Annotated in this window: 17 protein-coding genes and 1 tRNA gene; 10 read left to right on the top strand and 8 right to left on the bottom strand. The window is 29.0% G+C overall.

The window, feature by feature from the left end:
- The first annotated feature begins 2 nt into the window (after positions 1-2).
- Positions 3-79: transfer RNA gene (locus tag ACSHW5_RS16185), tRNA-Arg, on the top strand.
- Between the two features lie 536 nt (positions 80-615).
- On the opposite strand, the gene ACSHW5_RS16180 is transcribed toward ACSHW5_RS16185, so the two are convergent.
- From ACSHW5_RS16180 to ACSHW5_RS16160, 5 genes are all read right to left on the bottom strand, one after another.
- Positions 616-888, bottom strand: a complete 273-nt coding sequence (locus ACSHW5_RS16180; RefSeq protein ID WP_435677190.1) for a hypothetical protein — start codon at positions 886-888, stop codon at positions 616-618.
- Between the two features lie 169 nt (positions 889-1,057).
- Complete coding sequence (locus ACSHW5_RS16175) at positions 1,058-1,333, bottom strand: ATP-dependent Clp protease adaptor ClpS (protein ID WP_435677189.1); 276 nt, start codon at positions 1,331-1,333, stop codon at positions 1,058-1,060.
- A 9-nt stretch (positions 1,334-1,342) separates the two neighbouring features.
- Positions 1,343-2,179 carry a 50S ribosomal protein L11 methyltransferase gene (gene prmA, locus ACSHW5_RS16170; protein ID WP_435677188.1) on the bottom strand — a complete coding sequence of 279 codons (837 nt, stop codon included), beginning with the start codon at positions 2,177-2,179 and terminating at the stop codon, positions 1,343-1,345.
- A gap of 79 nt (positions 2,180-2,258) precedes the next feature.
- Positions 2,259-3,017 carry a triose-phosphate isomerase gene (tpiA, locus tag ACSHW5_RS16165; RefSeq protein WP_435677187.1) on the bottom strand — a complete coding sequence of 253 codons (759 nt, stop codon included), beginning with the start codon at positions 3,015-3,017 and terminating at the stop codon, positions 2,259-2,261.
- Between the two features lie 235 nt (positions 3,018-3,252).
- Positions 3,253-3,744 (bottom strand): TlpA family protein disulfide reductase, encoded by a 492-nt coding sequence (locus tag ACSHW5_RS16160; protein WP_435677186.1) that lies wholly within the window; start codon positions 3,742-3,744, stop codon positions 3,253-3,255.
- 104 nt (positions 3,745-3,848) lie between these two features.
- On the opposite strand from ACSHW5_RS16160, the gene pyrF reads away from it, so the two are divergent.
- Both pyrF and ACSHW5_RS16150 read left to right on the top strand, forming a co-directional pair.
- A complete protein-coding gene (gene pyrF, locus ACSHW5_RS16155) occupies positions 3,849-4,664 on the top strand; it encodes an orotidine-5'-phosphate decarboxylase (protein ID WP_435677185.1) in 816 nt (271 codons plus the stop codon).
- 1 nt (position 4,665) lies between these two features.
- Positions 4,666-5,469: an ABC transporter substrate-binding protein gene (locus ACSHW5_RS16150; protein WP_435677184.1), complete on the top strand. Its 804-nt coding sequence runs from the start codon at positions 4,666-4,668 to the stop codon at positions 5,467-5,469.
- Between the two features lie 72 nt (positions 5,470-5,541).
- On the opposite strand, the gene ACSHW5_RS16145 is transcribed toward ACSHW5_RS16150, so the two are convergent.
- The 3 genes from ACSHW5_RS16145 to ACSHW5_RS16135 all read right to left on the bottom strand — a co-directional run bounded on the left by ACSHW5_RS16145 (position 5,542) and on the right by ACSHW5_RS16135 (position 7,120).
- Entirely contained in the window at positions 5,542-6,246 is a 705-nt protein-coding gene (locus tag ACSHW5_RS16145) for a DUF4197 domain-containing protein (protein ID WP_435677183.1), read from the bottom strand.
- Positions 6,247-6,302: 56 nt separating this feature from the next.
- A complete protein-coding gene (locus ACSHW5_RS16140; RefSeq protein WP_435677182.1) occupies positions 6,303-6,467 on the bottom strand; it encodes a DUF5522 domain-containing protein in 165 nt (54 codons plus the stop codon).
- Between the two features lie 125 nt (positions 6,468-6,592).
- Positions 6,593-7,120 (bottom strand): hypothetical protein, encoded by a 528-nt coding sequence (locus ACSHW5_RS16135; RefSeq protein WP_435677181.1) that lies wholly within the window; start codon positions 7,118-7,120, stop codon positions 6,593-6,595.
- Positions 7,121-7,225: 105 nt separating this feature from the next.
- On the opposite strand from ACSHW5_RS16135, the gene ACSHW5_RS16130 reads away from it, so the two are divergent.
- Genes ACSHW5_RS16130 through ACSHW5_RS16100 form a run of 7 tightly spaced genes read left to right on the top strand, consistent with a single transcriptional unit; the run spans position 7,226 to position 11,225 of the window.
- Positions 7,226-7,729: a GbsR/MarR family transcriptional regulator gene (locus tag ACSHW5_RS16130; protein WP_435677180.1), complete on the top strand. Its 504-nt coding sequence runs from the start codon at positions 7,226-7,228 to the stop codon at positions 7,727-7,729.
- 38 nt (positions 7,730-7,767) lie between these two features.
- On the top strand, positions 7,768-8,259 hold the full coding sequence (locus tag ACSHW5_RS16125) for a hypothetical protein (RefSeq protein ID WP_435677179.1): 492 nt from the start codon (positions 7,768-7,770) through the stop codon (positions 8,257-8,259).
- A 2-nt stretch (positions 8,260-8,261) separates the two neighbouring features.
- A complete protein-coding gene (locus tag ACSHW5_RS16120; RefSeq protein ID WP_435677178.1) occupies positions 8,262-8,633 on the top strand; it encodes a DoxX-like family protein in 372 nt (123 codons plus the stop codon).
- Positions 8,626-9,363 carry a DUF2071 domain-containing protein gene (locus ACSHW5_RS16115; RefSeq protein WP_435677177.1) on the top strand — a complete coding sequence of 246 codons (738 nt, stop codon included), beginning with the start codon at positions 8,626-8,628 and terminating at the stop codon, positions 9,361-9,363. Before ACSHW5_RS16120 ends, ACSHW5_RS16115 begins: the two co-directional genes overlap by 8 nt.
- Positions 9,354-10,106, top strand: a complete 753-nt coding sequence (locus tag ACSHW5_RS16110; RefSeq protein WP_435677176.1) for a class I SAM-dependent methyltransferase — start codon at positions 9,354-9,356, stop codon at positions 10,104-10,106. The genes ACSHW5_RS16115 and ACSHW5_RS16110 overlap by 10 nt, the downstream gene beginning before the upstream one ends.
- A 10-nt stretch (positions 10,107-10,116) precedes the next feature.
- Positions 10,117-10,512 carry a hypothetical protein gene (locus ACSHW5_RS16105; RefSeq protein ID WP_435677175.1) on the top strand — a complete coding sequence of 132 codons (396 nt, stop codon included), beginning with the start codon at positions 10,117-10,119 and terminating at the stop codon, positions 10,510-10,512.
- Between the two features lie 5 nt (positions 10,513-10,517).
- Complete coding sequence (locus ACSHW5_RS16100; protein ID WP_435677174.1) at positions 10,518-11,225, top strand: YqjF family protein; 708 nt, start codon at positions 10,518-10,520, stop codon at positions 11,223-11,225.
- Positions 11,226-11,555 lie beyond the last annotated feature (330 nt).

The following is an 11,555-nucleotide window of genomic DNA, read 5'->3' as shown; positions in this document are numbered from 1 at the left end:
ACGGCCATGTGGCGCAACTGAATAGCGCACTTGATTACGGCTCAAGAGGTTGCAGGTTTGAATCCTGCCATGGTCACCAACAAAACCAGTACTTTCCAACGCTTTGGAAATTACTGGTTTTTTTATTTGTACGCTATTTTCACACTTTTCTTCATTTAAAGCTAATAGCATTAAATATTTTATTTGTTCGGAGGTAGATTTACTACATCTTTTTACAATGTGAAACCATAGAATGCCTACCAGATGGATGTTCTTTTTTCCGTTCCGGATACATATTTGGTTGAAAATGTAAATTGTGTTTTAACGGGTACTTGTAAAGAGTGTTCTTAACTTTTCTTTAAATAGAAAAGACCTTGAATAAATTCAAGGCCTTTTCGTCTAACCAAACTTAGTATAAAACTAACTACTACTACTATTGTAAATATTTTTAAAACGCTATGTTCATTTAATTTTTCTATAAATAGGTTTTATTAAACCCATTACTATTTTTTTAAGTATCTAAAACACCACAACTAAAATGTACTATTTTATATTACTAACACTTATATGACACTACATCTTTTAGGAAGTCACATAAATTTGAAAAAAATAATAATAAATAAAAAAAAGGAAAATTTATCCTAGGTATTTTCGAAGTGCAATTCTGTGTTCTGGAACACCTTTATCGTAATTAGCCATCACCAACTCTAGTATTACCGGGGGTTTTACGCCAATATCATTTCTTTGCTCGTATCTAGAAACATACAAATTTAAAGTAGCATTATTTTTTTCAAAAATTAAGAAATGGGTTTTATTTATTTCTGTAAAAGAGATTTCGTTTCCATTAAAAGCATCAGATTGATCTTTTCTAAAAGATGAAAACTCGTAATAATCTAGTACATTTTTCATAAATAATTATTTTTTTGAAATCAACAATCTCAATCTTAGACACATTTTATGTTTTTCACTACTTTTATTTTACTGTCAAAATATTATCTTGACTTTTATATATCCTATTTTTCTTTGGAATGATTTTATAAAGAAAATAAAAGGCCTTGCTTAGAAAAAAAGGTATTGATTATACCAATTCTGCAGATAACCCCAATTGTAATAGTTTAGAACATCTTGGCTCTAAGTCTTTATAATCTCCAGATTTAACAGAACACTTACCTTTATAATGTACTAAAATTGCACATTGCTCTGCTTGTTCAAATGTATGTTCGCAAACAGATACAAGAGAATCTATAACAAAGTCAAATGTATTTACATCATCATTGTGTAAAACTATTTCATGCTGAAATGTTTCTTGCTCTAAAACATCAACATCTTCCTGGATTTTTTCTTTGGTACTCATTTAGCAAATTTACAATTTATTGTATTTTAATGCAACCCAATTATTTCTTTGAATAAAATTCTCTAATTTTAAGTTGTATTTAGAAACTTCAGCATCTATAACTGGGATGTCTTCTTCATAAAAACCGCTTAATAATAAAACGCCCTTCTCATGTAAACAATTTGCATACGTTTGCATGTCCATTAACAAAATATTTCTGTTGATGTTGGCAATAATTACATCGTACTTTTTATTCACTAACAAGGATGCGTCTCCTTCAAAAACCGAAATATGTTTGCAATTATTTCTCGCTACATTTTCTAAAGAGTTTTCATAACACCAATTATCAATATCAATAGCATCTATAGGATTCGCTCCTTTCATTTCAGCAAAAATTGCTAAAATTCCGGTTCCACAACCCATGTCTAAGGTTTTTTTTCCTTCTAAATCTAATTGTAATAAATGTTGTACCATCATGTGTGTAGTTTCATGATGTCCTGTACCAAAACTCATTTTTGGTTCAATAACAATATCATATTTTAAATTAGGATTTTCATGAAATGGTGCACGAATACTTACAACATCTTCTACTTGAATTGGCGTAAAATTCTTTTCCCATTCTGCATTCCAATTGGTTTGTTCTACTTCATTCTTATTATATTCTATAGAAAACTCATCTGAATTTAACACAAAAATATCATCTAAAATGGCAGCATTCCAATCTTCTTTTTGAATATAACCAGTAACTCCATTTTCATTTTCAACAAAACTCTCAAAACCTACATTCCCTAATTCTGCAATTAAAATTTCTGTAGCAGGTTCTTTTGGCGTTACTGTAAAATTGTATTCTATATAAATATTGTCCATAAACTTCTTGTAAAAAAAATGCATCAAGATTTTTAAAATCTCGATGCAAATTTATTGTAAATATCTTTAATTACGATGCTTAAATAGCTTTAATAATTCCTGTAAAATCATCAACATTTAATGCTGCACCACCAATTAAACCACCGTCTACATCTGGTTTAGAGAAAATTTCTTCTGCATTGGCTGGTTTTACACTTCCACCATATAAAATAGAAACAGCATCAGCAACTTCATTATTGTATTTTTTAGCAACAATACTTCTTATAAAAGCATGCATTTCTTGCGCTTGTTCTGCGCTTGCAGTTTCTCCTGTACCAATTGCCCAAACTGGCTCATATGCTAAAATAATGCTTTTCCAAGCGCCTGCTTCTAAATGAAATAATGCATTAGAAATTTGGCTTTCTACAACAGCAAAATGATTTTCAGATTTTCTATCTTCTAACAATTCACCAAAACAAAAAATTGTTTCTAAATCATTGGCTAAAATTGCATCAACTTTTGCCGCTAATGATTCATCTGTTTCATTAAAATAAGTTCTTCTTTCAGAATGACCTAAAATAACTGTTTTAATATCTATTGCTTTTAACATATCAGCAGAAATCTCACCAGTATAAGCGCCATTTTTAGCTTGATGCATATTTTGTGCAACAACTTCTATTTTAGAATCTTTCGCAGATTTTATAGATGCAGATAAGTTTACAAAAGTAGGAGCAACAATTACACGAGTATTTTCTAATTTCTCTTTTTTAATTGCCTTTTTTAAATCTTTGATTAGTTTTTTACTTTCTTTCTTATCATTATTCATTTTCCAGTTTCCTGCTACTATTTTTGATCTCATAATTGTTATTTTATCACCTAAAAGGCTCTTATTAATGTTTTTTTTATTTGGATGTAAATTTAAGAAATGGAAAGACAAAAAACATAAAGAAAGACAAATAATTACGATAACGTTTTATATAAATATTCTTACGGGTTTTAAATAAAAATTAGCGTGTTACTTTTGATAAAAAAAGACACCAGAAACACCTAATTACCGCTAAAAATGAAGTCTAAATTAAAGCCAAAATATATTATTATTTTAGCGCTTCTATCACTTTTTTATCCGAAGCATCTGTGGCTTTAAACAGTACTATTTTACCTGTTTCATCTACCACCACATATCTAGGAATCCAACTAACATTTAAAAAATTAACCAAATCTCCATGTTTCATTCCTTTGGGTACATTATAATGTTCTCCTCTAACGTTATAACGCTGAACGCCTCTTTTCCAAGAACCTTTTTTTTCATCAACCGATAAAAACAAATACACTACTTCTGGAAATCTTTCTTGTAAATCCTTTACTTTTGGCATTCCTTTAATACAGTCTCTACACCAAGACGCCCAAACATCAATTAAAATTTTTTTACCTTTATATTGTTGAAGCACCTCTTTAAAACTAGTTTCTTGATCTTGTAAATTATATACTTTTTCATTGTAGGCTTTTTCAGAAAACTCAGTTGGTTTTTCGAAATTACAACTTGCTAAAAACGATACTAAAACTAAAACTATTATTTTTTTGAACATTAATTTATTTTTGTTTTTTTGTCTTCTTAACAAACCAATACTTACATATATTCTCTTTATTTAAAAACAAAAATACCTATTTTTGCATAACTTTTAGAAAACAGATGACAACACAAGAACTTATTGCCCAAATTAAAAAGAAAAAATCATTTTTATGTATAGGATTAGATGTGGATTTAAACAAAATTCCATCGCATCTTTTAAAAGAAGAAGATCCTATTTTTGCATTTAACAAAGCAATTATTGATGCTACACATCACCTGTGTGTTGCCTACAAACCCAACACCGCTTTTTATGAAGCCTATGGAATTAAAGGTTGGAAAGCTCTAGAAAAAACAATTCAATATTTAAATACAAATCACCCAGAAATCTACACAATTGCAGATGCAAAACGTGGCGATATTGGCAATACCTCAACCATGTATGCCAAAGCTTTTTTTGAAGATTTAGCCTTTGATTCTGTTACCGTTGCGCCTTATATGGGCAAAGATTCTATTGAACCTTTTTTAGCTTTTAAAAACAAACACACCATTATGTTAGCGCTAACTTCTAATGAAGGTGCTTTCGATTTTCAGACAAAAGAAGTAAACGGCAGAGAATTGTACAAAGAGGTTTTAGAAACTTCTAAAGGATGGAAAAATGCTGAAAACTTAATGTATGTTGTTGGTGCTACAAAAGCCGAATATTTTAAAGAAATTAGAAAAATTGTACCAAATTCCTTTTTATTAGTTCCAGGTGTTGGTGCACAAGGTGGTAATTTACAAGATGTCTGCAAATATGGTTTGTCTTCAACTATTGGCTTACTAATTAATTCTTCAAGAGGAATTATTTATGCTTCAAATACTGAGAATTTTGCTGAAATAGCCGCCATAAAAGCATTAGAATTACAAGATCAAATGGAGGAAATTTTAGCACAATAGTTTGGCATTGTTTCAAGATCAAATAAGTAGAGTTTTAGAAATAGAAAAAACTCCTAAACGGATTATTTGTCTTGTTCCTAGCTTAACCGAATTGTTGATAGATTTAGGCTTGGAAGATTTTATTGTGGGTATCACAAAATTTTGTGTTCATCCGGAATATTTAAAACAAACTAAAACAATTGTTGGCGGTACAAAAAGCATACATGTTGATGCCTTAAAAGCTTTAAACCCGGATATTATTCTTTGTAATAAAGAAGAAAATTCTAAAGAAATTGTAAAAGTCTGCGAAGAAATTGCGCCTACTCATGTTTCTGATATTTATACTATTGATGATACCTTAGAACTCATTAAAATGTATGGAACTTTATTTTCAGTGGAAAGTAAAGCGTTAGAAATTATTGAAAAAATAAATACTGAGCTATCTGGTTTTAAAGTTTTTATCAAAAACAAAGAACTAAAAAAAGTTGCATATTTTATATGGCGAAATCCATGGATGGCAGCTGGCAATTCTACTTTTATTAATCATTTATTACAATTAAATAAGTTTGAAAATATATACCAGCATATAGAGAGATATCCTGAAATTAATTTGGAAGAAATGAAATTAAATACTCAGCTTAATATCATCTTTTTATCTTCAGAACCGTATCCTTTTAAGAAAGAACATGCCGCAGAGTTAGAAAAATACACACACAACGCAAAAGTTATTTTTGTTGATGGAGAACTATTTTCTTGGTACGGAAGTAGATTACTAAAAGCTTTTGATTATTTTAAAACACTACATAAAAGAAGTATTATTTTATAGAGCTTTGCTAAATAAAAAAATCTCTTTGTTTTAAAAACAAAGAGATTTTTTTATAACTATTTTTAGTAAACCTTAATCTTGCAATGCAAAAACTTGTTTTAACAATGCGCTACTTCTCAAGCCTACTTTTTCTCTAATTCCTTTTTCTTCAACTTCAATCATTGTAAAAACACCTTTTAACGCTTGGTCTGTTACATAACCTGTTAAATCTGTATCTACTTTTTTAACAAACGGAATTGTATTGTATTTGGTAATTAAATTAGACCAAATTTTATCTGCGCCTACTTTGGCAAAAGAATTTTGAATTACGGGACTAAAACTGCTGTATAAACTACTTGTTGTTTTTCCTTGTAAATACGTGGTTGCTGCATTTTTTTCTCCTAATAAAATATTTTTAGCATCAGCAAACGTAATTTCTTTTACCGCATTTACAAAAATTGGTGTTGCTGTTTTTACAGCATCTTCTGCAGCTCTATTTAAAACTTTAATTCCTTCATCTGCTAAATTGCTCAATCCTATTTGACGTAAACCTTTATCTACGGCTTGCAATTCTTCTGGCAATAAAATTTTAACCAAATCATTTTTAAAAAAACCGTTTTCTGCAGTTAATTTTGTTACTTGATTTTTAACTCCATTATCTAAAGCTTCTCTTAAACCGTTACCAATTTGCTCTTGAGACAAAACACCTCCGTTTGGTAATTGACTTACAATATTTTGTAATTCTGCACATCCTGCTAACTGAATTACCATTACTAATACTAATAACTTTTTTATCATTCTATTATTTTTAAACTCTTACCTTTTAGACCTTACATAATCTAAAAAGTCACTATTTATTTAAAACTATCTGTATTTTTATCATACCCAAACGGACAATGTTTACAACCACTTTTACAACAATAACCTCTTTTTAAATGAAATTTTTCTGTAAAAACTCGGTAACCTTGCTCATTTACATAATAGTCTTCCTCCTCTAATACTACTCTTTTATTATACACATTGCAAAAATATCACTTTAATTCTGAACACTTCCTGATAAATTAAATTTTGACATTAAAACAATCATTTTATCTCTTTATACTGAAGTGCTAAACAATACGGACAAAAAAATAATTAGGTTACTTTAATTAGATTTTGAGCCCACAAAATGATCGGATTTTAGCTTAAAAAGAACATTAAATGTTGTTAAACTACCATAAATTCTAGTAATGTATTGTTGTAAATCTATTTTATCTTGATCTACCAACGTTTTACTAGCATTAATTTTTTGTTCCATGACTCTTATGCGATCTCTTACCATAACTATTTTATGAAAAAAGCCATCAATCGGAATTTCTTTTGAACTTAAATTAGTGTCTTTTGGGGCTAAAATTAATGTGCCTCCTTTCCATTTATCTGCCATGTGAACTACTTCAGAAATATCGCTGTATTGTTTTAATAAATTTCTTAAAGTACTTTCTACTTCATAAAAACTTACAGTATCTAACTCATCTACAACTGCTTCTATTACTTCAAATTCGCTATCTAACGGAATGGTTTCTAATCCGTTTTCCTGAAAAGTAACCCAGTAATTCTTATGATCTACGTTTGTAACTACGCCAAAACCAAATTCCGAATGCTGAATTCTAGAACCTATACCTAATAATTTCATGTTTTTTATAATTTGAAGGAAAGGTATAAAATAAAGTCAAAACTTAAATATTATTTATATTTCAATAATTATTGAAAGTTTAGAAAAATAATGTATATTTGCAATATGAAATTAGACGAAGCAAAAATAAAATACATTCAAACTTGGGGAAGTTTAGCAACTTCTTGGGGAATTAACAAAACAATGGCACAGGTGCATGCATTGTTATTAGTTTCTACCAAACCTCTTTCTGCTGAAGATATTATGGATACTTTACAAATTTCTCGAGGAAATGTAAACATGAATGTTAGAGCTTTAATAGATTGGGGAATTGTTACCAAAGAATTTGTAGTAGGAGAAAGAAAAGAGTTTTTTGTGGCCGACAAAGATATTTGGGAATTGTTTAAACAAATTACAAAAGAGCGTAAGAAAAGAGAAATTGAACCTGTTTTAAAAGTGTTAGAAGATTTACAAAAAGTAGAGGATACTACAGAAGAAGGAATGCAATTTAAAAAGGTTTTGGGTGATTTATCTTCCGTAACTACAAAAGTAAATTCTATGTTAGAAACAGCAATAAAAGCAGATGAACACTGGTTGTTATCTAACTTTACAAAAATGATGAAAAAGTAAAAAAATTTGCACACAAACTTTCAATTATTTCTGAAACTATGAAAATAAATATCAAAGAAAACTGGTCAAAAATTAGAACGCATTTTAAGACATCTTTTGCTGCCAATATGCACGTTTCTATTGCATCTGTAAATAAAGAGCATCAGCCAACAATTACTCCTATTGGCTCTTTATTTTTAAATGAAAATCAAACTGGTTTTTATTTTGAAAAATTTACTACAAAGTTAAATACCAATGCCAACACCAATAAAAACATTTGTGTTTTAGCGGTAAACAGCAACAAATGGTTTTGGTTAAAATCTTTATTTAGAATGAAGTTTGAAGTATATCCTGCTATAAAATTATATGGCGTTTTAGGTGATAAAAGACCCCCAACAGAAAAAGAATATAGGGCTTTTCAAAGAAGAGTTCGAAAGACAAAAAGATTGAAAGGAAGTCAATATTTGTGGGAAGATATGAAGATGGTAAGAGAAATTAAGTTTACAAAAGCAGAGAAAATCAACTTAGGTAAAATGACTAAAACTCTTTAAATATGACACAAAAAGTACTCCACATATTCATCGTTTTTGTTTGGCTTACAAACGGTTTATACTGCAAAGTTTTAAATCAAGTTCCAAGACATCAAGAAATTGTGTCAAAAATTTTAAGTGAAGATTATGCGAAAGAAATCATTTTTATCATAGGAATTTTAGAAATTATGATGGCCGTATGGATTGTATCCAAAATTAAATCAAAATTGAACAGTATCACACAAATTACAATGATTCTTAGCATGAATATTCTTGAATTTATTTTTGCCAAAGACCTCTTACTTTTTGGAAGTTTAAATAGTGTATTTGCCATCTGTTTCTGTGCTGTTATTTATTATCAAGAATTCATTTTAAAAGAAAAAAGAAATGTTTAAATCTCTAAAAAACCACCCTTTTTCGGTAGAAGCTTATTTTGAAAGTTCAACAGTATTTACATTTGCAGTACCCAAAGAACAATTAAAAAATTTAATTCCGCCATGTTTATCCTTAGACACTTTTAAAGATAAATGGGCATTTATTGCCATTGCCATGGTGCAAACAAAAGATTTAAGACCAAAAGGACTTCCTACATTTATGGGCAATGATTTTTTTCTGATTGGTTACAGAGTTTTTGTAAAATACACGAATAACAAAGGAAAAAGATTACGCGGTTTGTATATTTTAAAATCAGATACAGATTCTAAAAAAATGACTTTTAGAGGAAATATTTTTACACATTATAAGTACAACACAACAGACATCAACATTAAAAAAGAAGAAAATTTTAAGGAAATAACTTCAAAAAAATCTAATTTTAACATTAAAGTTGATACAACAACTGATGACATTCAATTACCCATAAATTCTCCATTTTTAAATTGGAAAGAAGCCAGAAGGTTTGCTGGTCCACTGCCTTTTACCTTTACTTATAATGACCTAAAAAAAGAAGTATTAATTATTGAAGGAGTTCGTACTAATTGGAAACCCAAACCTTTAAAAGTTGAAGAATATCATTTTAAGTTTTTAAAAGATTTAAATCTAAAAAATTATGAATTAGCAAATGCTTTTATTATTGAAAACATTCCGTATCACTGGAAAAAAGGAACGATAGAATTATGGAAATAAAAAGAAGAAAATTTCAAGGAGTTTTAAATATTTTAAGTTTTAACAGGCATTTTTACGTTATTGGTAGTATCGTTTTAGTAGGCATTCTGTCTATATGCATATATTTTAATCTATCAAAAACACTTATTTGGAGTATTACTGCCGCATTTATTTACGGACTTGTTATGCCTTTAATAATATCTGCTTATGTGTATGATTTTTCTGGATATTATCATTTTAAATGGTTAGATCAGTTTAATATTTCCGATTCTAAAGCGAATACTTTTGTAAATATAAATGCCGGTTTTGATGAAACAAGTTTTTCTATAAAAAATAAATTTCCTGAATCTCATTTACAAGTTTTTGATTTTTACAATTCAGAAAAACATACAGAACCCGCAATTGTAAGAGCTAGAAAAGTAAGTAATCTGTACCCAAATACACAGCAAATAAAAACAAACAACATTCCGTTAGAAGATAATTCTGTAGACATTATTTTTCTTTTATCAGCAGCTCATGAAATTAGAAAGCACAAAGAAAAAGTAGCTTTCTTATCTGAATGTAATAGAATTTGTAAGCCAAATGGAAAAGTAATAATGGTAGAACATTTACGAGACTTACCAAATTTCTTTGCCTTTTCTGTAGGTTTTACACACTTTTTCTCTAAAAATACGTGGTTAAAGGCTTTTAAAGAAGCTAGATTTACATCCTGTTCCGAAAAAAAATTCACCCCTTTTATGTCCATATTTAATATTCACAATTAAATTTTAAATTATGATCTTACAACTAAAAATTATAGGTGCTTTATTAATGTTTTTAGCGATTATTCACATTGGATTTCCAAATTATTTTCATTGGAAAAAAGAACTGAAATCTTTGAGCTTAATCAACAGGCAAATGATGACTACACATACTTTTTTTATAGCTTTCACCGTTTTTATGATGGGTTTACTCTGTTTTACGTCTTCAATTGAATTGATAGAAACCAATCTTGGTAAAAAAACTTCTTTAGGCTTAGCAATATTTTGGAGTATCAGATTGTTTTTTCAACTCTTTGTATATTCACCAAAACTTTGGAAAGGAAAAGTTTTTGAAACAACAATGCATGTCCTTTTTACTATATTTTGGGTTTACATGACTGCTGTATTTTTTATCATTTATTTACATTAATAATTATGAGTTTTTTAAAAGCAGAATGGAGAAAATTAATCATGGTTAACTATGAAATAAACCCCAATGTGTTACAAGAGTATGTTCCCCCAGGAACTACCTTAGATTTTTTTGAAGGAAAATGTTATGTTAGTTTAATTGGTTTTATGTTTTTAAACACAAAGTTATTAGGTTTAAAAATTCCTTTACATACAAATTTTGAAGAAGTAAACCTTCGGTTTTATGTGAAAAGAAAAGTACAGAATAAAGTAAAAAGAGGTGTTGTTTTTATCAAAGAAATTGTACCAAAACCTGCACTTACTTTTGTAGCAAATACCATTTACAAAGAACATTATCAAACCTTACCCATGAAACATTTGTGGAATTTTGAGACTAATAAACTCAAAGTTTCTTATCAATGGAAAATAAACAATATATGGAATGCAATTGCTGTAGCGTCTGAAACAAAACCTAAACCAATTAAAGAAAACTCTATTATAGAATTTATTGCAGAACATTATTGGGGCTATTCTAAAATTAATGATAAGAAAACCACAGAATACGAAGTAAAACATCCAAAATGGGAATATTATCCTATAAAAAATTATCATATTGATGTTTCTTTTAAAGACACTTATGGTGATAATTTTCAGCTTTTAGACCAACAAACACCTAACTCTGTAATGTTATTAGAGGGTTCTGAAATTTCAGTGGAAAATAAAATTGTTTTTTAAAATAAAACCTCCTGCTACTTTTAAAAATAGAAGAAGGTTTATTATTATGGAAAGTAATTGAGACACCAACAAAAACGGCATAAGCAATTCAATCCATTTTCTTAAAAATGAAAAGTGGTTCTCTGAGATCCCGATATAAAGCGGGATAAGCGATTCACACACTTTTCAAAAAAATGAAAAGTGGTTCTCTGAGATACCGCCCAAAAGCGGCATAAGCGATTCACACACTTTTCAAAAAATGAAAAGTGGTTCCCTGAGATACCGCCCAAAAGCGGCATAAGCGATTCACACACTTTTCAAAAAATGAAAAGTGGTTCTCTGAGATACCGC

It is taken from the genome of Polaribacter sp., from assembly GCF_051251875.1.
Classification (GTDB): Bacteria; Bacteroidota; Bacteroidia; order Flavobacteriales; family Flavobacteriaceae; genus Polaribacter.
The sequence above is the reverse complement of the archived record's forward strand: the minus strand, read 5'-3'. Positions and strand labels throughout refer to the sequence as shown.

Excerpts from the sequence above, each read along its gene's own strand:
- ACSHW5_RS16180 (WP_435677190.1), bottom strand. The coding sequence starts at position 888 with ATGAAAAATGTACTAGATTATTACGAGTTTTCATCTTTTAGAAAAGAT.
- ACSHW5_RS16175 (WP_435677189.1), bottom strand. The coding sequence starts at position 1,333 with ATGAGTACCAAAGAAAAAATCCAGGAAGATGTTGATGTTTTAGAGCAA.
- prmA (WP_435677188.1), bottom strand. The coding sequence starts at position 2,179 with ATGGACAATATTTATATAGAATACAATTTTACAGTAACGCCAAAAGAA.
- tpiA (WP_435677187.1), bottom strand. The coding sequence starts at position 3,017 with ATGAGATCAAAAATAGTAGCAGGAAACTGGAAAATGAATAATGATAAG.
- ACSHW5_RS16160 (WP_435677186.1), bottom strand. The coding sequence starts at position 3,744 with ATGTTCAAAAAAATAATAGTTTTAGTTTTAGTATCGTTTTTAGCAAGT.
- pyrF (WP_435677185.1), top strand. The coding sequence starts at position 3,849 with ATGACAACACAAGAACTTATTGCCCAAATTAAAAAGAAAAAATCATTT.
- ACSHW5_RS16145 (WP_435677183.1), bottom strand. The coding sequence starts at position 6,246 with ATGATAAAAAAGTTATTAGTATTAGTAATGGTAATTCAGTTAGCAGGA.
- ACSHW5_RS16135 (WP_435677181.1), bottom strand. The coding sequence starts at position 7,120 with ATGAAATTATTAGGTATAGGTTCTAGAATTCAGCATTCGGAATTTGGT.
- ACSHW5_RS16130 (WP_435677180.1), top strand. The coding sequence starts at position 7,226 with ATGAAATTAGACGAAGCAAAAATAAAATACATTCAAACTTGGGGAAGT.
- ACSHW5_RS16125 (WP_435677179.1), top strand. The coding sequence starts at position 7,768 with ATGAAAATAAATATCAAAGAAAACTGGTCAAAAATTAGAACGCATTTT.
- ACSHW5_RS16120 (WP_435677178.1), top strand. The coding sequence starts at position 8,262 with ATGACACAAAAAGTACTCCACATATTCATCGTTTTTGTTTGGCTTACA.
- ACSHW5_RS16115 (WP_435677177.1), top strand. The coding sequence starts at position 8,626 with ATGTTTAAATCTCTAAAAAACCACCCTTTTTCGGTAGAAGCTTATTTT.
- ACSHW5_RS16110 (WP_435677176.1), top strand. The coding sequence starts at position 9,354 with ATGGAAATAAAAAGAAGAAAATTTCAAGGAGTTTTAAATATTTTAAGT.
- ACSHW5_RS16105 (WP_435677175.1), top strand. The coding sequence starts at position 10,117 with ATGATCTTACAACTAAAAATTATAGGTGCTTTATTAATGTTTTTAGCG.
- ACSHW5_RS16100 (WP_435677174.1), top strand. The coding sequence starts at position 10,518 with ATGAGTTTTTTAAAAGCAGAATGGAGAAAATTAATCATGGTTAACTAT.